This is a genomic window from Ascidiaceihabitans sp. (assembly GCF_039986515.1).
Taxonomy (GTDB): Bacteria; Pseudomonadota; Alphaproteobacteria; order Rhodobacterales; family Rhodobacteraceae; genus Ascidiaceihabitans.
This window is the reverse complement of sequence record NZ_JBDWQO010000015.1, coordinates 25,653-41,073: the sequence shown is the minus strand read 5'-3', so window position 1 is coordinate 41,073 and position 15,421 is coordinate 25,653. Positions and strand designations below refer to the sequence as shown.

Sequence of the window (15,421 nt, the reverse complement as noted above, 5' to 3'; positions counted from 1 at the left end):
AGAGGCTTTTATGTTTCCGACGATGATTGGCACAGTCGTGATTGCGGGGATCATGGGCTATCTGTCCGAAAAGTATGATTTTACCCACAACGGTATCGTTCAAAGCATCATCATCTGCATCGGTGGTGCGTTCTTGTTTTACTTTGTCCGACTGATGTTCGGCTTTGGGTTCGCCAGCCCCGGACTGAACGCGATCGTGTCGTCGATCGGTGCGCTTATCATTGTCCCGACGCATTGGCGCAAATAGCAGGGCGCAGCTTTTAGTTCTTTTTGAACGGCGCCATTCCTGCACGGGCCAGTTCATCGGCGCGTTCGTTTTCGGGGTGGCCGGCGTGCCCTTTGACCCATTCCCATGTCACATCATGCTGCGCGTTTGCCGCATCAAGCCGCTGCCAAAGCTCGGCATTTGCGACGGGTTTTTTCGCCGCATTTTTCCAACCGTTTTTCTTCCACCCAAATATCCACGATGTGATCCCGTTTTTGACATAGTTGCTGTCGGTGACGATGGTGATCTTGGTCTTTCGGGTCAGCGATTCAAGCGCATTGATTGCGGCCAGCAGCTCCATCCGGTTGTTGGTGGTTTGCTTTTCGCCGCCTTTCAGGGTGCGTTCCTTGACAACTGTGTTGCCGTCTTTGGCCTGCAGCAAAGCCCCCCAGCCGCCGGGGCCGGGATTGCCTGAACAGGCGCCGTCTGTGTATGCAAATAAATCAGCCATATGCGCGCAGACATATCCAGTCTGCCATGACGCCGTCCAGCCCTTTATCACTTCCATAACTCCGGTCTGTGATTGTGAGGTTCACGTCCCCCAAAAGCGTTTCCAGCTCGGGTTCTGTGAAGTAGGTGTAGAGCCTGCCGATCGGGTCCCTTTTCGTGCCTGAGCCCAGCTTTACGCCGATATGAAACACGCCGCCGGGTTTAAGGGCTGTGGCGATGGCGCGAAGGTGGCGCGGGACATCTGCGCGGGGCACATGCAGCATGGAAAAATTGGCCCAGATCCCGTCGTAACAATCAGTGCCTGTGACATCATCAAACGTGCCTTGCGTGGCACTTACACCGTTTTGCTGTGCGGCAAGGTCTACCATTTCGCGCACAGGATCCATTGCAATGACGCGAAAGCCTGCTTGCGCTATCTGGCCCGACGCGTGGCCCGGCCCGCATCCTATATCAAGCACCGTGCCACCGGGTGGCAGCGCGGCAAGAAAGCCCAGCAATTGCTTGTCTTTGCGGGTGCCTTCAACCGTCAAGTCGGCGTAATCCTGTGCTTTTTGGGCGTAGACATTCAGGGTTTCTGTATCCGTCAAAAGAGTACTCCGATGCTCAGGCTTCCAACCACGATTGTGGTCAATAACACTCGTAAACGCATCCACCACACTGGTGTAAGCCCCCATGTTGTAAAGGCAAAATCAAGGATAAGGACGCCGATAAAGCCAAAAATCAGGTTCATCAGCCCGCTTGTCGGGCCAGTCGCAGGGGCCAGAAATATCCACAAAGCAGGCAGGGTGGCCAAGGCGTAGCCAACAGCGGCCTGCGCCCTGCGTGTTTTGGTGGCGAAACCCCAAAGGACACCCGACATGAAGCTTAAGATAATGCTGCCGTAGCTGAGTTGCACAAACAAGCTGACGTTGCGTGGCCCGAACAGGCCAGCGCCCCATGTGGCAAGACTGGGCACAAGATAGCTGATGGCACCCCATACAAACGGGATCAGCCCAGCCAACCCAAGCAGCAGAGGCGCGCGTGGAATACCAAACATCAGGCGCGTTCCAAAGCCAATCGTCCGGCCAGGGCCGTGAAGATGACTGCAAAGCTGCGGTTCAGCCACGCCATGGCCCGTTCCGATCCCAAAATCCAGCGTCGTGCGGCTGCGGCGAAACTGCCGTACAGCACAAACACAGCGAAGGTCATCGCCATGAACACAAGCCCCATTACGGACATCTCAAGCGTTGCGGAACTGACGGTGCCAGACAGAAACGGCGGTAGAAGGGCCAAAAAGAAGATCGACAGTTTGGGGTTCAGAATGTTGATCAACGCCCCCCGTCGGGCGATGCGCCAACCGCTTTCTGTTGTTTTGGTTTCGGACACAGCCAGCGCCCCGCCTGATTTCAATGCCTGCCACGCAAGATACAACAGATAAGCGACGCCCGCGAATTTCACGACATTAAACAGCAAGGCTGAGGTGTGCAGGATCGCGGCCAGCCCCAAGGTGGCGGCGGCAAGGTGGGGCACGATCCCGAAGGTGCACCCCAAAGCGGCCCAGATGGCGGCCCGTCGGCCTTGGCCCAGCCCAAGGGCGAGGGTGTAGATGACACCGGTGCCGGGGGCGATGACAACAACAAAAGCGGTGAGCAGAAATTGAAGCGTAATCAAGGTGGGTCTCCGATTTTGGAAGCTATGAAGGGGCGCGTGCAATTACGCGAATTTCGACCAAGGCGCCGGGGCGGCGCAGTCCTGCGACTTCGACGGCGGTCCAAGCAGGGTAGGGCGCTTTGACATAAGCGGCGTGGACGGCTGAAAACGTATCAAAGTGGTCGGCAATCTTGATGTGGTAGCTGGTCATTTCGACAACATGGCCGAAATCCAGATCAGCGCCTGCCAAACAGGTTGCGATTTTGTCGAAGGCGCTGCGGAATTGTGTGGCGGGGTCTTGGGGCATCGTGCCGTCCGTTGCACTGCCTGTCATGCCAGTCACAAACAGATGACCATTGGACATGACGGCCGGCGACAGCTTTAACGGCACATCATCAGCGGTGACGCCTTTGGGAAAGACGGCCCTTTGGCTCATGCTGGTTCGCGCAAGACGCGGGGCACTTTGAATTCGACGTTTTCAACGGCGGTTTCCACCAGTTCCTCGGTCACGTCATATCTGCCTTTGAAAGCGTCGATGACTTCGTTGATCAACACTTCGGGGGCAGAAGCGCCCGCCGTGATCCCGATGGATGTGATTCCGTCCAAAGCCCGCCAATCAATGTCTGTGGCCCGCTGCACCAGCTGTGCGTATTGGCAGCCAGCGCGTGCGCCGACTTCGACCAGCCGTTTGGAATTCGATGAATTCGGTGCGCCCACAACAAGCATCGCGTCGCATTTGGGGGCCATGGCTTTTACGGCTTCCTGACGGTTGGTTGTGGCGTAACAAATGTCTTCTTTGTGCGGGCCTACGATATTGGGAAACCGCGCCTGCAAAGCGGCAACAATGTCGGCTGTGTCGTCCACCGAAAGGGTGGTCTGTGTCACGTAGGCCAGCGCATCGGGGTCGCGCACTGCTACGGATGCAACATCTTGCGGGGTTTCGACCAGCAGCACTTCGCCGTCGGGCAGCTGTCCCATGGTGCCTACGGTTTCGGGATGCCCTTCATGGCCGATCATGATCATTTGCAGGCCATTGTCAGAATGGCGTTGCGCTTCGATGTGGACTTTGCTGACCAAGGGGCAGGTGGCGTCGACATAGACCATCTGGCGGGCGGCGGCGGCATTGGGCACAGATTTCGGGACACCGTGGGCCGAAAAGATAACGGGGCGGTCGTCGGGGCACTCGGACAGTTCTTCGACAAAGACGGCCCCTTTGTCACGCAAGCCGTCGACGACGAATTTGTTGTGTACAATTTCATGGCGCACATAGACGGGCGCCCCCCATTTTTCCAAAGCCATTTCCACAATCTTGATGGCGCGGTCGACGCCTGCGCAAAAGCCGCGCGGTGCCGCAAGGTACAGTGTCAAAGGGGCTTTGGTCATGGGGGCCTCCGCAGGCATGTGCATCTGGCTTATGGATAAGCGCAAGGGGCGCTGTGGTCCAGAGCTGTTGGAGGCCCCTCGCTTTTCATCTGGTGGCCCTGAGCCTGGTGTGCGCGGGCCAGCAGGTCTTGGCTTAAGGCCCAAAGCCGTTCGGCGCTGTTGTCGTCACAAGCGTGGGCATTGACCCCTGCAAATCGTGCTGTAGGTCCATCCGGGTCGGCCGCAGCGGCAACATCGCAATCTTCACAATATACCCCAGCCTTTCCGTCCAACACGGTGGCAGTGGCGGCCCAAACGGTGGTGGATGCGCCTTGTTCAGGCCATTTGACAAAGCTTGCTGTTCGCATATCCAAATTCAAGCAGGTGGCGCGATCTTTTAGAGAGAAACGAAAAGCGCCGACAGGTTTCCCCATCGGCGCTTCAACACAAATGCTATGTGGTTATCATTGCCCTTGTGCGGCAACCTCGTCGCGCTCAGGTGTGAATTCGCGAGGGGGACGCCCAATGACGTCTTTCAATTCGTCCAGCTCGATGAAGTTGTCGGCCTGACGGCGCAGTTCGTCCGAAATCATCGGTGGCTGGCTGCGGATGGTGGACACCACAGACACGCGCACGCCTTGGCGTTGCAGGCTTTCGATCAACGGGCGGAAATCGCCGTCGCCCGAAAACAAGACGATGTGATCGACACGTGGTGCCAGTTCCATCGCATCCACGGCCAATTCGATGTCCATGTTGCCTTTGACTTTACGCCGACCCATGCTGTCGGTGTATTCCTTGGCCGGTTTTGTGACCATGGTGAAGCCGTTGTAGTTCAGCCAGTCTACCAGCGGGCGAATGGGGGAGTATTCGTCATTCTCCAACAGTGCCGTGTAGTAGAACGCCCGCAGCAATTTGCCGCGACGCATGAATTCCTGGCGCAGCAATTTGTAATCGATGTCGAAGCCCAAAGATTTGGCTGCAGCATACAAATTGGACCCGTCAATGAACAGCGCCAGCCGTTCGTCCTTGTAAAACATTTAAATGTCCTTCCGAAGAATTTCGTAGCCGCAGAGAGAGATATAGAGTTTCGAAGTGTGCGTTTGAATAAAATCGGCTACGCAATGTTGTGAAGATAGTATTTCCACCCACGGATCAAGTCTGCGTTTGGGTGAAAAGGGGGGGAAAGTGGCGCAAATCTGCTCACAATTGGTAATTGCCCTAGGGGCAAATCAGCCATCATCCGCTGGTGACCCAGAGGTGACCTTGGGTAAAGCGGTGGATGCGTTGATGCAATCACAGGTCGTGATTCGAGCTGTCAGCCCTTTTTATCGCACCCCGTGTTTTCCTGCGGGTGCCGGTCCGGACTATGTGAATGCGGCCGTCGCGCTAGAAGCGCCATGGTCGCCCGCGCAGGCTTTGGCCGAATTGCACAAGATTGAAAACAGCTTTGGGCGTGTACGTGACCAACGGTGGGGGCAACGCACGCTTGATATGGATTTGATTGCTTACGGCGATCAGGTGGCCCCCGATCTGGCCACTTACACGCAGTGGCGTGATCTGAACCCCGAAGCGCAGTCTCTCAAGGCCCCAGACACATTGATCCTACCGCATCCCCGTTTGCAGGACCGCGCCTTTGTCCTTGTGCCGATGGCCGATGTTGCGCCGGACTGGCGTCATCCGGTGTCAGGCTTGACTGTGTTGCAGATGTTGGCGGCGCTGCCAAAGTCGCTGCGCGATGAGGTCAAAGCGTTATAATATCTGCTTGTAAATTAGGGGAATCCCGCCTAAACACCCGCTTCTATTCCTATCCTTTGCTTTTGGAGCACCACAATGGCCCGCGTTACTGTTGAAGACTGCGTCGATAAAGTCCCAAACCGTTTTGAGTTGGTGATGCTTGCATCGCACCGTGCGCGTGAAATCTCGGCTGGTGCTGCGATCACTGTGGATCGGGACAATGACAAAAACCCTGTTGTGTCCTTGCGCGAGATTGCTGACGAAACGCAAAGCGCTGATGAACTGCGCGAGCGTTTGATCGAATCGAACCAAAACCAGATTGAAGTTGATGAAGCCGAAGAAGACGCAATGGCGCTTTTGATGGGTGCCGAGCAGGACAAGCCCGAAGAAGACAGCATGAACGAAGAAATGTTGTTGCGTCAGTTGATGGCGGCCCAAGGCCAAAGCTAAGGCCACGACTTAGGATGCGGACCGGATGACCACAGCCGATGACCTGATCGCACTGGTCCGCACATACAACCCCAAGACAAACGAAGCCCTTATTCGCGCCGCTTACGATTATGGTGGCGAAATGCACGAAGGGCAGTTTCGCCATTCTGGTGAACCCTATTTTACCCATCCCGTCGCGGTTGCTGCCATTCTAACCGAGCAGCGTCTGGATGATGCCACCATCATCACCGCTTTGCTGCACGACACCATTGAAGACACCAAAGCATCCTACGCTGAGGTCTCTGAGCTTTTCGGGGAAGAGACGGCAAAACTGGTCGATGGCGTCACCAAACTGACCAACCTGCAACTGACCAGCTCTGAGACCAAACAGGCGGAAAATTTCCGTAAGCTGTTTATGGCGATGTCGAAAGACTTGCGTGTTATTCTGGTCAAACTGGCTGACCGCTTGCACAACATGCGCACCATCAAATCCATGCGCCCCGAAAAGCAGGTCCAGAAGGCCCGCGAAACCATGGATATTTTTGCGCCATTGGCAGGCCGTATGGGCATGCAATGGATGCGTGAAGAACTGGAAGACCTGGCGTTTCGCGTTCTCAATTCGGAAGGCCGCGCCAGCATCATTCGCCGCTTTATCACGCTGCAACGCGAAACTGGTGACGTGATCCAACGCATTACCGGCGATATGCGGTTGGAACTTGAAAAAGTCGATATTGAGGCCGACGTGTTTGGCCGCGCCAAAAAGCCCTATTCGATTTGGCGCAAAATGCAGGAAAAGGAACAATCTTTTAGCCGTCTCAGCGATATTTACGGATTTCGGATCGTGACGGGCACCGAAGAAGACTGCTACCGGATTTTGGGGGCCATCCACCAACGGTGGCGGGCTGTGCCGGGCCGCTTCAAAGACTACATCAGCCAGCCAAAATCCAACGGATACCGCTCTATTCACACCACAGTGTCGGGCCGCGACGGCAAACGGGTAGAGGTGCAAATTCGGACCCGCCAAATGCATGATGTGGCAGAATCCGGTGTCGCCGCGCATTGGTCTTACCGCGATGGCGTGCGCACCCAGAACCCCTTTGCTGTGGATCCGGCCAAATGGATCGCACAACTGACCGAACAGTTTGATGGCGAAGATGATCACGAAGACTTTCTTGAGGCCGTCAAGCTCGAGATGTATTCGGATCAGGTTTTTTGCTTCACTCCGAAAGGCGAGGTGGTGAAACTGCCGCGCGGAGCGACGCCTATCGATTTTGCCTATGCCATCCACACGCGCATCGGCAACGCCTGTGTCGGGGCCAAAGTGGATGGTATGCGTGTGCCGCTGTGGACCCGTGTGAAAAACGGGCAATCGGTGGAAGTTGTAACCGCCGAAGGGCAAACGCCCCAAGCAACATGGCTGGACATTGCCCAAACCGGCAAAGCGAAATCTGCCATTCGGCGGTCTTTGCGCGAAGCGGACCGTGAACGGTTTATCAAACTGGGCCGCGAACTGGCGCGATCTGCATTTGGCAACGTCAAAAAGAAGGCCACGGATAAAGCGCTGGCCTCTGCTGCCAAACAGTTGCGATTGAAAGATGGCGATGAGGTTCTGGCGCGTTTGGGGTCAGCCGAATTGACGGGCCGCGAGGTGGTGCAGGCCATCTACCCCGACCTGCAACAAAAATCCGGTGCATCCGTGGATGCGCATCGGGCGGTAATCGGTTTGGCGCCGGGCCAGTCGTTTGAACGCGCCAGCTGTTGCCAGCCTTTGCCCGGAGAACGGATCATCGGGATCACGCAGCGCGGCACAGGCGTTGTTGTGCACACCATTGATTGCGAACGACTGGAAGCCTTTGAACAGCAACCCGATCGTTGGTTGGACCTGCACTGGCACGATGGCAGCCACGCGGCGCAATATGGAGCGACGTTGAAGTTGACCATCGGGAACGATGCCGGTGTCTTGGGGCGCACCTGCACCTTGATTGGTGAGACTGGCGCAAATATCTCAGACTTACATTTTGTGGATCGGAAACCTGACTTTTACAGTTTGCTGATCTATGTGGAATTAAGAGACGTGGCACATCTGCATTCCCTTGTGGGCGCGTTGGAAGCCGAAAGCGATGTCGCCAGCGTTGAGCGGCAAAGAGATATGGCGCGTACCGGCCCTGAAAAGGCTCGTGCCGTCTGAAACGACAAAGGACACCACGGTGATTTTTAAACGCCGCGACCCAAAACCGGTTTTGCGTGCGGTGGCCGAATTTCTTTGGCCACGCGGCGGTTGGGCGCGTGCGTTTCACTATGTCAAACATCGGGTTCGCCGTCTGCCGGACAGTCCCGAACGCATCGCGCGCGGCATTTGGGCCGGTGTCTTTACCACGTTCACCCCCTTTTATGGCATGCATTTCATTGTGGCCGCTTTGATCGCGCGGCTTATGCGCGGCAACATGCTGGCCTCTTTGATGGCGACCTTTTTTGGAAACCCACTGACGTATGTTCCCATTGGCCTTGCCGCCTTGAAAACGGGGCACTGGCTGCTGGGCACCGAGATGGAAGAAGGCGCACAACGGTCTTTTGGCGGAAAATTCTGGGACGCGGCGGCTGACCTTTGGCTGAACATGAAAAACGTGGCAACGGGGCAGGCCACCGACTGGCACGGAATCATGGTGTTCTATCATGAGGTTTTCTACCCCTATCTGGTCGGGGGCATCTTGCCGGGCATCCTATGTGCGACAGTTTGCTACTATATTTCGGTGCCTTTGATCCGCGCCTATCAGCACCGTCGCAAAGGTGTGATCAAGGCCAAATTCGAAGCTTTGAAGGCCAAAGCAGCCGCCAAAGCCGAAGCCAAACGCAAAATTGAAGAATAGTGCGCAGCCGCGTTTGCGCTGTGTCGGTACAATAAACCGGTGTACTTTGCCGGTGCCGCGCGCTTCTTTTGCCCTAAATATCTTCTTGGCCAGAACAAAACCGACATGAAGGCCAAAACGAAAGCCAATACGAAGAAAGGTGCGTTATGACATCGGATGAAAAACTGCGTTTGGGCATCAACATCGACCACGTGGCCACCGTGCGCAACGCACGTGGTGGCGACACGCCTGACCCGCTTCGCGCCGCGCAGATCGCGCAGGAGGCCGGGTGTGACGGCATCACAGCCCACCTGCGCGAAGACAGGCGCCACATCTCGGATGCAGATATTGACGGGTTAATGGAAATGCTGACCGTGCCGCTGAACTTCGAGATGGCGGCCACTGAAGAAATGCAGGCGATTGCTTTGCGGCACAAACCCCATGCTGTGTGCATCGTGCCGGAAAAGCGCGAAGAACGCACAACGGAAGGCGGTTTGGAAGTCGCGCGCGAAGAAAACAGGCTGGCCCATTTCATAGCACCCCTGCGCGAAGCAGGCAGCCGGGTATCAATCTTTATCGCTGCAGACAAACGCCAGATCGAGGCCGCGCACCGCATTGGTGCCGAAGTGGTTGAATTGCACTCAGGTGCCTATTGCGACGCGCATCATGAAGGCCGCATCAACGACCGCGACCGCGAATTGGAAGCCATGCGCGAGATGAGCAGCTTTGCCCATGATCTTGGCCTAGAAGTCCATGTCGGTCATGGTTTGACCTATGAGACGGTCCAACCCGTGGCGGCCTTTCCAGAGGTTAAAGAATTGAATATCGGGCATTTTCTGATTGGTGAAGCGATTTTTCGCGGACTGAACCCCGCCATCGCGGAAATGCGCCGTTTGATGGACGAGGCGCGTGCGTGATCCGTCATTGTGTCATGCTGGATGTGCCATCTGCCGCAATAAAGGATCTTGAAGTTGCCTTGCGCGACCTTGAAACGCTGACGCGGACCTTGCCGGGCATTTCGGGATTTGTGGCTGGCCCGAACCGCGATTTCGAGGGCAAAACACCGGGGTACAGCTACGGATTTACGCTGGACGCCAAAGATGCGGCAGCGTTGCAATCCTATGCGGATGATCCTGCACACCAAGCTATCGGACGCAGGCTTGTTGCGCTGTGTTCCAAAGGCGTGGATGGCATTTTGGTCTATGATCTGGAGGCTGCGATTTGATTTTGGGGATTGGCACAGATTTGGCAAACATCGACCGTATTCAGGGCGTTCTGGATCGTCACGGCGACCGTTTTCGCAATCGTGTGTTCACCGACACGGAACAAGCCAAGGCGGGGCGCAGGCGTGATGTGGCTGGTACATACGCCAAACGCTGGGCTGCAAAAGAAGCCTGTTCAAAAGCGCTTGGAACAGGTTTGCGCATGGGCATCGCGTGGAAGGATATGGCCGTGAGCAATTTGGACACAGGCCAGCCTGTTATGGCGGTGTCGGGGTGGGCGGCCGAGCGCTTGAAAGACATGACGCCTGCGGGTCATGAAGCCATCATTCACGTCACTTTGACCGACGATCACCCCTGGGCGCAGGCCTTTGTTGTCATTGAGGCACGTCCAGTCGCTTGACTTGACCTGTTCGGACCCGCAAGAAGCAGTCCAGACATGAGCAGGAAGACAGACATGGCCAGCGAAGAAAAATCAGGCAATTCCATCGTCGAAACGATCAAAACAGTGGTCTACGCGCTGCTGATCGCAGGTGTGTTTCGGACGCTGTTTTTCCAACCTTTCTGGATTCCATCAGGGTCGATGAAAGAAACGCTTTTGATCGGTGATTTTTTGTTCGTGAACAAAATGGCCTATGGCTATTCATATGCTTCTTGCCCAAGCTTGCCTTTCGCCGGTGTGGACGCCGAAGACCTTTGCGGCTTTCTGAAAAACGACAACAACCGCATTTGGGGCGGTGAGCCTGAACGCGGCGACGTCGTGGTATTCCGTCACCCGGTCTCAGGCGTGGATTACATCAAACGTCTGGTCGGCCTGCCGGGGGATACGTTGCAGGTGAAAAACGGTGTTATCATTTTGAATGGCAAGCCTGTGCCGCAAGAACCAGATGGCATTTTCACGGAAACAAACGCGCCACAGGGTCCGCAAGGTCGCAGACCGGGGTGTGAAAACGGACCCGTTGCATTGGGCGCCGTTTGTGAAAAGCCGCGTTTCGTCGAAACGTTCCCGAATGGTACATCACACAAAATTCTCAACATTGCTGACCTGCCCGCTGACAACACCGCTGTGTTCCGCGTGCCTGAAGGGCAGTTCTTTTTCATGGGCGACAACCGTGACAATTCCGCTGACAGCCGCTTGGCGCAGGTGCGCGGTGGGGTGGGCTTTGTACCCTATGAGAACCTGATCGGCCGCGCGGACCGCATCGTGTTCTCGTCGGCGGGGGCATCCATGTTGTATTTCTGGACCTGGCGCGGCGATCGCTTTCTTAAAGGGGTCCATTGATCTCTGACAGCAGGCGGACAAGCGGACCGGCCCCGCAATTGGGCCCAGTCCGCGCCGTGATCGACTGTGTACGGCTCATGTTTACGTTCAGCGGTCGCGCCAGCCGGTCTGCGTTTATCTGGCCTGTGATCTTTGGCTTGATTGTCATTGTCGTTGCATCCTTGGTCTATCATGCGCTGGTTCCGTCAAAGGTCAGTTTCGGGTACATCCGCTTGGTGGCGGTGACCGTGGCCCTGCCTTTGCTGCCACTTGGTGTGCGCAGGTTGCATGATATGGGTATGTCGGGGTGGTGGGCGCTGTTGTGGTTGGTGCCGTATGTGGGGTTTGTCCTGACGTTGTTTGCAGCTTTCAAACGGGCTGAACTGGGCACAAACCAATATGACCACAGTGACCCGTCTGTGTTCGGGCAGATCGCTGTTGCGGGTGGGTTTGTGGCTTTGGTGGGGGTCACCTTTGCGGTGCAGCCATTCTGGATTCCCGCAGGCAGTATGAAGCCCACAGTTGTTGTGGGTGATTACATAACGGTATCCACAATAGCATACGGGTTGCCCTGTTTCGGGCTGTGTGGCGACGCGGACCGTATGTTGCAACGCAATCCGGGTCGTGGCGATGTCGTTGTGTTCAAACACCCCGTCACGGGTCGTGATTTCATAAAACGTGTGATCGCAGTGTCGGGCGATACTGTTGCGTTGAAAGACGGGCAGGTGGTGGTGAATGGCGCGGGCCTAACGCAAACAGCGCAAGGCGATTATGTTGAGCCCATGGAAATGCAAGGTCTGGGCCACGCGTTGCCGCGGTGCCGGACTGTGACGCCTTTGGGGGGACGTTGTGCGAAATCGCTGCTGCAGGAAACCACGTCTGACGGGCGGCGCTACGGGATTTTGGACATCAGCCAGACGCAGGCCGATTCTATGGCGCAGATTACGGTACCGGATGGCATGATATTTGTGTTGGGGGACAATCGTGATAACTCTGCTGACAGTCGCATGGCGCAGGCCGCTGGCGGTGTGGGGTTTGTGCCGGTGGAAAACCTTGTCGGGCGGGCCACACGTGTTGTGGTGTCGAATGCAGGCTTTGCGCTTTGGGATCCTACCGGATTTAGAGGTGCGCGTTTTTGGACGAAGATACGATGAAATTAAGTGCTGAGCTAAAAGAATTCGAAACGCGCATCGGGCATGTTTTTGCAAATCCCGCATTGCTGACGCGTGCTGTGACGCATGCCTCGATGTCATCGCCCACGCGCGAAGACAACCAGCGTCTGGAGTTTCTAGGGGATAGGGTCTTGGGGCTGGTGATGGCTGAGGCGCTTTTCGCTGGGGATGCATCTGCCACCGAAGGCCAGATGGCGCCGCGTTTCAACGCCCTTGTGCGCAAAGAGGCATGCGCTGATGTGGCCCGCGACATTGGGTTGGGCGAGGTTCTGCGCCTTGGCAGATCAGAAATGGTGTCGGGGGGGCGGCGCAAGAACGCCTTGCTTGGCGATGCGGTTGAGGCCGTCATTGCAGCCGTTTACCTGGATGCGGGGTTTGCAGCAGCCCGCGATATGATTTTGCGTCTTTGGGGCGCACGCATCGGACAAGTCGAAGAAGACGCGCGTGATGCCAAGACCGCGTTGCAGGAATGGGCCCAAGCCCGCAAAATGGCCCCTCCACGCTATGTAGAAACACAGCGCAGTGGCCCCGACCATGCCCCGGTCTTTACCATTGCGGCCCGCCTTGATACGGGCGCTCAAGCCTTGGCCACCGCCGGGTCAAAACGGCAAGCTGAACAAGCCGCTGCCAAAGCCCTTTTGGCTGATTTGGAGAATTCAAAATGACCACCCGCGCAGGATTTGTCGCCCTTATCGGAGAGCCGAACGCCGGAAAATCCACCCTTTTGAACCGCATGGTCGGCGCCAAAGTTTCCATCGTCACCCACAAGGTGCAAACAACGCGCGCCCGCATACGCGGGGTTGCAATGGAGGGTGACGCACAGTTGGTGTTTGTGGACACTCCCGGCTTGTTCCAGCCAAGGCGCCGTCTGGACCGCGCTATGGTGGCTGCCGCGTGGGGCGGGGCCGCGGATGCAGACGTTGTGGTGCTGATGGTCGAAGCCCATCGCGGCGTCACCGAAGGGGTCGAACGCATACTGGAGGGGCTGGGCGACGTCGGCAAAGGCCGTAAAGTTGCGTTGGCCGTCAACAAGATTGACCGCGTTGAGGCCCCCGTTTTGCTGGGACTGACCAAAGACTTGAATGAACGCTATCCTTTCGTTGAGACTTTCCTAATTTCCGCAGAAAAGGGCCACGGTGTAGACGCGTTGCGCACTTGGTTGGCGGGTGAAGTCCCCGAAGGTCCATGGTTGTACCCTGAAGACCAGATCGCCGATTTGCCTTTGCGCATGATCGCGGCTGAAATGACCCGTGAAAAGCTGACGTTGCGACTGCATCAGGAATTGCCCTACCAGCTGACCGTCGAAACGGAAAACTGGGAAGAACGCAAAGACGGCTCCGCCAAAATCGACCAGATCATTTACGTTGTGCGCGATGGCCACAAAGGCATTCTGCTGGGTCACAAAGGCGAAACCATCAAGCAGGTTTCCAAAGCGTCCCGCGAGGAATTGACGGAATTTTTGGGCCGCAAAGTGCATTTGTTTTTGCAAGTCAAAGTGCGTTCCGGCTGGCTGGACGAAGCTGAACGCTATTCGGAGATGGGCTTGGATTTCAAAGATGGCAATGCGTGACTTGGCAGCCTTGGAAACCTCTGGTGGGGATCTTTTTAGGAATATGACACGATGAGCCGCCTGACGTCGCGGTTTTGGGTTGATGCCTATCTCGCGCGTTTGCGGATGTTTGATATTCCCGCGTTTGTGGTGGTTCATGGTGACGATACGGGCGGTGCGGTCTTGGTCAAGCTGAGTACATTGGATGACAAAGCCGTTTTGTATCAGCGATCTTTTGATTTGATGTCAGACACCCGCGTCTGGGCCGAACTGGCAGCGGGGGCTGAGCGCGATGTGGATGCCGCCATAGAGCGCCAATGTGGATTTGATCCCGATCTTTGGGTGATCGAGGTGGAAGACCGGGCGGGGCGGCATCTTCTGGATCAAGAAGGGTTGTCCTAAATGGAATGGCGCGGCACCGGAATTTTACTGGCGGTGCGCCGCCACGGTGAAAGCTCTGCCATCATTGAGGTGTTCACGCCGGAACAGGGCCGCCATGCCGGTGTTGTGCGGGGTGGCACCAGCCGCAAGATTGCACCGATCTTACAACCCGGTGCCCAATTGGACGTGGCATGGCGTGCACGACTTGAGGACCACATTGGCAGTTTCACCGTTGAGCCAATTCGCAGTCGGGCTGACGTGGCTATGGCAGACCGTTTGTCACTGGCTGGATTGAATACGGTCACGGCCTTGCTTAGTTTTTGCCTGCCTGAACGCGAACCTCATGCACCGTTGTACACGCGCACCGAACAGCTTTTGGATCTTTTGGGGAAACCGGATATTTGGCCGTTGGCCTATCTGCGCTGGGAAGTCGCACTGCTAGAGGAAATGGGTCACGGCCTTGATTTGTCGGCCTGTGCGGTGACGGGATCACGAGACGATTTGGTGTATGTCTCGCCCAAAACCGGCCGCGCCGTGTCGCGGAACGGTGCCGGAGACTGGGCAGACCGCTTGCTGCCTTTGCCAGATGTGTTGCGCGGTGTGGGGCCTGCCCCGGACGCCGAAATTATTCAGGGATTTGCAACCACGGGCCATTTCTTGCGCAATCATTTGGCGGCCAATTTGGGAAATCGCCCCCTACCAAAAGCACGAGACCGGTTTGTCGAGGCCTTCAAACGTCAGGTTTGAACTGCAGCGTCCTGCCGTTTGGCGATGTCAAAACAAGTGTGGTTTTTGTAATGTCCGCATGGGTCACTTCGCCAAGCGCTTTCAAGTAGCGCTGCTCAAGGCGCAAGGCGGGGCATGCCGCTTTTGTCGACAGGATCGGACCTGCTGCGAATGCAGGATATGGTGCGGACTGTTCGGCCCGGTAGGCGTTGCAAGGTGCGCGCCCCGCCAATTGTCCCGAGGTCGGAAAAGTAAGCGTTGCTTTGGCAGGGAAGGGTGTTCCGTCCAAGGTCACCAAGGTCCAGACGGTGTCTGCCGTACTGTCATATTGCGACACGTCTTCTGACGTGCATGCGGTGGCGTAGAATGCCAAGACGAATGCCAAGTATTTCAAATC

Annotated in this window: 23 protein-coding genes; 14 read left to right on the top strand and 9 right to left on the bottom strand. The window is 56.4% G+C overall.

What is annotated here, in order from left to right; genetic code table 11:
- Positions 1-10: 10 nt before the first annotated feature.
- Positions 11-247, top strand: coding sequence for a hypothetical protein (locus ABJL60_RS14760; protein ID WP_348286773.1), 237 nt, complete (start codon positions 11-13; stop codon positions 245-247).
- 13 nt (positions 248-260) lie between these two features.
- Here the strand turns inward: ABJL60_RS14760 and rnhA are convergent, their stop codons facing one another.
- From rnhA to ABJL60_RS14720, 8 genes are all read right to left on the bottom strand, one after another.
- The gene (rnhA, locus tag ABJL60_RS14755) at positions 261-716 is read right to left on the bottom strand and encodes a ribonuclease HI (RefSeq protein WP_348286771.1); all 456 of its coding nucleotides are present in this window, start codon (positions 714-716) and stop codon (positions 261-263) included.
- Positions 709-1,302 (bottom strand): class I SAM-dependent methyltransferase, encoded by a 594-nt coding sequence (locus ABJL60_RS14750; RefSeq protein WP_348286769.1) that lies wholly within the window; start codon positions 1,300-1,302, stop codon positions 709-711. Before ABJL60_RS14750 ends, rnhA begins: the two co-directional genes overlap by 8 nt.
- A complete protein-coding gene (locus tag ABJL60_RS14745; protein ID WP_348374431.1) occupies positions 1,299-1,751 on the bottom strand; it encodes a DUF3429 domain-containing protein in 453 nt (150 codons plus the stop codon). Before ABJL60_RS14745 ends, ABJL60_RS14750 begins: the two co-directional genes overlap by 4 nt.
- Entirely contained in the window at positions 1,751-2,365 is a 615-nt protein-coding gene (locus tag ABJL60_RS14740; protein ID WP_348374430.1) for a LysE family translocator, read from the bottom strand. The genes ABJL60_RS14745 and ABJL60_RS14740 overlap by 1 nt, the downstream gene beginning before the upstream one ends.
- A gap of 22 nt (positions 2,366-2,387) precedes the next feature.
- Positions 2,388-2,780: a RidA family protein gene (locus ABJL60_RS14735; RefSeq protein ID WP_348374429.1), complete on the bottom strand. Its 393-nt coding sequence runs from the start codon at positions 2,778-2,780 to the stop codon at positions 2,388-2,390.
- The gene (ispH, locus tag ABJL60_RS14730) at positions 2,777-3,727 is read right to left on the bottom strand and encodes a 4-hydroxy-3-methylbut-2-enyl diphosphate reductase (protein WP_348374428.1); all 951 of its coding nucleotides are present in this window, start codon (positions 3,725-3,727) and stop codon (positions 2,777-2,779) included. Before ispH ends, ABJL60_RS14735 begins: the two co-directional genes overlap by 4 nt.
- A gap of 29 nt (positions 3,728-3,756) precedes the next feature.
- Positions 3,757-4,074, bottom strand: a complete 318-nt coding sequence (locus tag ABJL60_RS14725; protein ID WP_348374427.1) for a hypothetical protein — start codon at positions 4,072-4,074, stop codon at positions 3,757-3,759.
- Between the two features lie 96 nt (positions 4,075-4,170).
- Positions 4,171-4,743, bottom strand: a complete 573-nt coding sequence (locus ABJL60_RS14720) for an NYN domain-containing protein (protein ID WP_348286758.1) — start codon at positions 4,741-4,743, stop codon at positions 4,171-4,173.
- 148 nt (positions 4,744-4,891) lie between these two features.
- On the opposite strand from ABJL60_RS14720, the gene folK reads away from it, so the two are divergent.
- The 13 genes from folK (at position 4,892) to recO (ending at position 15,045) form a co-directional block, all read left to right on the top strand.
- A complete protein-coding gene (gene folK, locus ABJL60_RS14715; RefSeq protein WP_348286756.1) occupies positions 4,892-5,461 on the top strand; it encodes a 2-amino-4-hydroxy-6-hydroxymethyldihydropteridine diphosphokinase in 570 nt (189 codons plus the stop codon).
- 75 nt (positions 5,462-5,536) lie between these two features.
- Positions 5,537-5,890 (top strand): DNA-directed RNA polymerase subunit omega, encoded by a 354-nt coding sequence (gene rpoZ, locus ABJL60_RS14710; RefSeq protein WP_348286754.1) that lies wholly within the window; start codon positions 5,537-5,539, stop codon positions 5,888-5,890.
- A gap of 25 nt (positions 5,891-5,915) precedes the next feature.
- On the top strand, positions 5,916-8,057 hold the full coding sequence (locus ABJL60_RS14705) for a bifunctional (p)ppGpp synthetase/guanosine-3',5'-bis(diphosphate) 3'-pyrophosphohydrolase (protein WP_348374426.1): 2,142 nt from the start codon (positions 5,916-5,918) through the stop codon (positions 8,055-8,057).
- A 19-nt stretch (positions 8,058-8,076) separates the two neighbouring features.
- A complete protein-coding gene (locus ABJL60_RS14700) occupies positions 8,077-8,736 on the top strand; it encodes a DUF2062 domain-containing protein (protein WP_108829521.1) in 660 nt (219 codons plus the stop codon).
- 146 nt (positions 8,737-8,882) lie between these two features.
- Complete coding sequence (locus ABJL60_RS14695; protein ID WP_348374425.1) at positions 8,883-9,632, top strand: pyridoxine 5'-phosphate synthase; 750 nt, start codon at positions 8,883-8,885, stop codon at positions 9,630-9,632.
- Entirely contained in the window at positions 9,629-9,940 is a 312-nt protein-coding gene (locus ABJL60_RS14690; protein WP_348286750.1) for a Dabb family protein, read from the top strand. Before ABJL60_RS14695 ends, ABJL60_RS14690 begins: the two co-directional genes overlap by 4 nt.
- A complete protein-coding gene (acpS, locus tag ABJL60_RS14685; RefSeq protein WP_348374424.1) occupies positions 9,937-10,338 on the top strand; it encodes a holo-ACP synthase in 402 nt (133 codons plus the stop codon). The genes ABJL60_RS14690 and acpS overlap by 4 nt, the downstream gene beginning before the upstream one ends.
- A 54-nt stretch (positions 10,339-10,392) precedes the next feature.
- Positions 10,393-11,217: a signal peptidase I gene (lepB, locus tag ABJL60_RS14680; RefSeq protein WP_108829517.1), complete on the top strand. Its 825-nt coding sequence runs from the start codon at positions 10,393-10,395 to the stop codon at positions 11,215-11,217.
- A 77-nt stretch (positions 11,218-11,294) separates the two neighbouring features.
- Positions 11,295-12,350: a signal peptidase I gene (gene lepB / locus ABJL60_RS14675; RefSeq protein ID WP_348374423.1), complete on the top strand. Its 1,056-nt coding sequence runs from the start codon at positions 11,295-11,297 to the stop codon at positions 12,348-12,350.
- Entirely contained in the window at positions 12,347-13,033 is a 687-nt protein-coding gene (gene rnc / locus ABJL60_RS14670; RefSeq protein WP_108829515.1) for a ribonuclease III, read from the top strand. Before lepB (ABJL60_RS14675) ends, rnc begins: the two co-directional genes overlap by 4 nt.
- Entirely contained in the window at positions 13,030-13,938 is a 909-nt protein-coding gene (gene era, locus ABJL60_RS14665) for a GTPase Era (RefSeq protein ID WP_108829514.1), read from the top strand. Before rnc ends, era begins: the two co-directional genes overlap by 4 nt.
- A 51-nt stretch (positions 13,939-13,989) precedes the next feature.
- Positions 13,990-14,319, top strand: coding sequence for a DUF1491 family protein (locus ABJL60_RS14660; protein ID WP_348286744.1), 330 nt, complete (start codon positions 13,990-13,992; stop codon positions 14,317-14,319).
- The gene (gene recO, locus ABJL60_RS14655; RefSeq protein ID WP_348374422.1) at positions 14,320-15,045 is read left to right on the top strand and encodes a DNA repair protein RecO; all 726 of its coding nucleotides are present in this window, start codon (positions 14,320-14,322) and stop codon (positions 15,043-15,045) included.
- Here recO and ABJL60_RS14650 read toward each other — a convergent pair.
- The gene (locus tag ABJL60_RS14650) at positions 15,029-15,418 is read right to left on the bottom strand and encodes an META domain-containing protein (protein WP_348374421.1); all 390 of its coding nucleotides are present in this window, start codon (positions 15,416-15,418) and stop codon (positions 15,029-15,031) included. The genes recO and ABJL60_RS14650 overlap by 17 nt on opposite strands.
- Positions 15,419-15,421 lie beyond the last annotated feature (3 nt).

Coding starts and splice junctions, on each gene's coding strand:
- lepB (WP_108829517.1), top strand. CDS start 10,393: ATGGCCAGCGAAGAAAAATCAGGCAATTCCATCGTCGAAACGATCAAA.
- rpoZ (WP_348286754.1), top strand. CDS start 5,537: ATGGCCCGCGTTACTGTTGAAGACTGCGTCGATAAAGTCCCAAACCGT.
- lepB (WP_348374423.1), top strand. CDS start 11,295: ATGTTTACGTTCAGCGGTCGCGCCAGCCGGTCTGCGTTTATCTGGCCT.
- ABJL60_RS14725 (WP_348374427.1), bottom strand. CDS start 4,074: ATGCGAACAGCAAGCTTTGTCAAATGGCCTGAACAAGGCGCATCCACC.
- ABJL60_RS14660 (WP_348286744.1), top strand. CDS start 13,990: ATGAGCCGCCTGACGTCGCGGTTTTGGGTTGATGCCTATCTCGCGCGT.
- recO (WP_348374422.1), top strand. CDS start 14,320: ATGGAATGGCGCGGCACCGGAATTTTACTGGCGGTGCGCCGCCACGGT.
- era (WP_108829514.1), top strand. CDS start 13,030: ATGACCACCCGCGCAGGATTTGTCGCCCTTATCGGAGAGCCGAACGCC.
- rnc (WP_108829515.1), top strand. CDS start 12,347: ATGAAATTAAGTGCTGAGCTAAAAGAATTCGAAACGCGCATCGGGCAT.
- ABJL60_RS14735 (WP_348374429.1), bottom strand. CDS start 2,780: ATGAGCCAAAGGGCCGTCTTTCCCAAAGGCGTCACCGCTGATGATGTG.
- rnhA (WP_348286771.1), bottom strand. CDS start 716: ATGGCTGATTTATTTGCATACACAGACGGCGCCTGTTCAGGCAATCCC.
- ispH (WP_348374428.1), bottom strand. CDS start 3,727: ATGACCAAAGCCCCTTTGACACTGTACCTTGCGGCACCGCGCGGCTTT.
- ABJL60_RS14705 (WP_348374426.1), top strand. CDS start 5,916: ATGACCACAGCCGATGACCTGATCGCACTGGTCCGCACATACAACCCC.
- ABJL60_RS14720 (WP_348286758.1), bottom strand. CDS start 4,743: ATGTTTTACAAGGACGAACGGCTGGCGCTGTTCATTGACGGGTCCAAT.
- ABJL60_RS14745 (WP_348374431.1), bottom strand. CDS start 1,751: ATGTTTGGTATTCCACGCGCGCCTCTGCTGCTTGGGTTGGCTGGGCTG.
- ABJL60_RS14695 (WP_348374425.1), top strand. CDS start 8,883: ATGACATCGGATGAAAAACTGCGTTTGGGCATCAACATCGACCACGTG.
- ABJL60_RS14760 (WP_348286773.1), top strand. CDS start 11: ATGTTTCCGACGATGATTGGCACAGTCGTGATTGCGGGGATCATGGGC.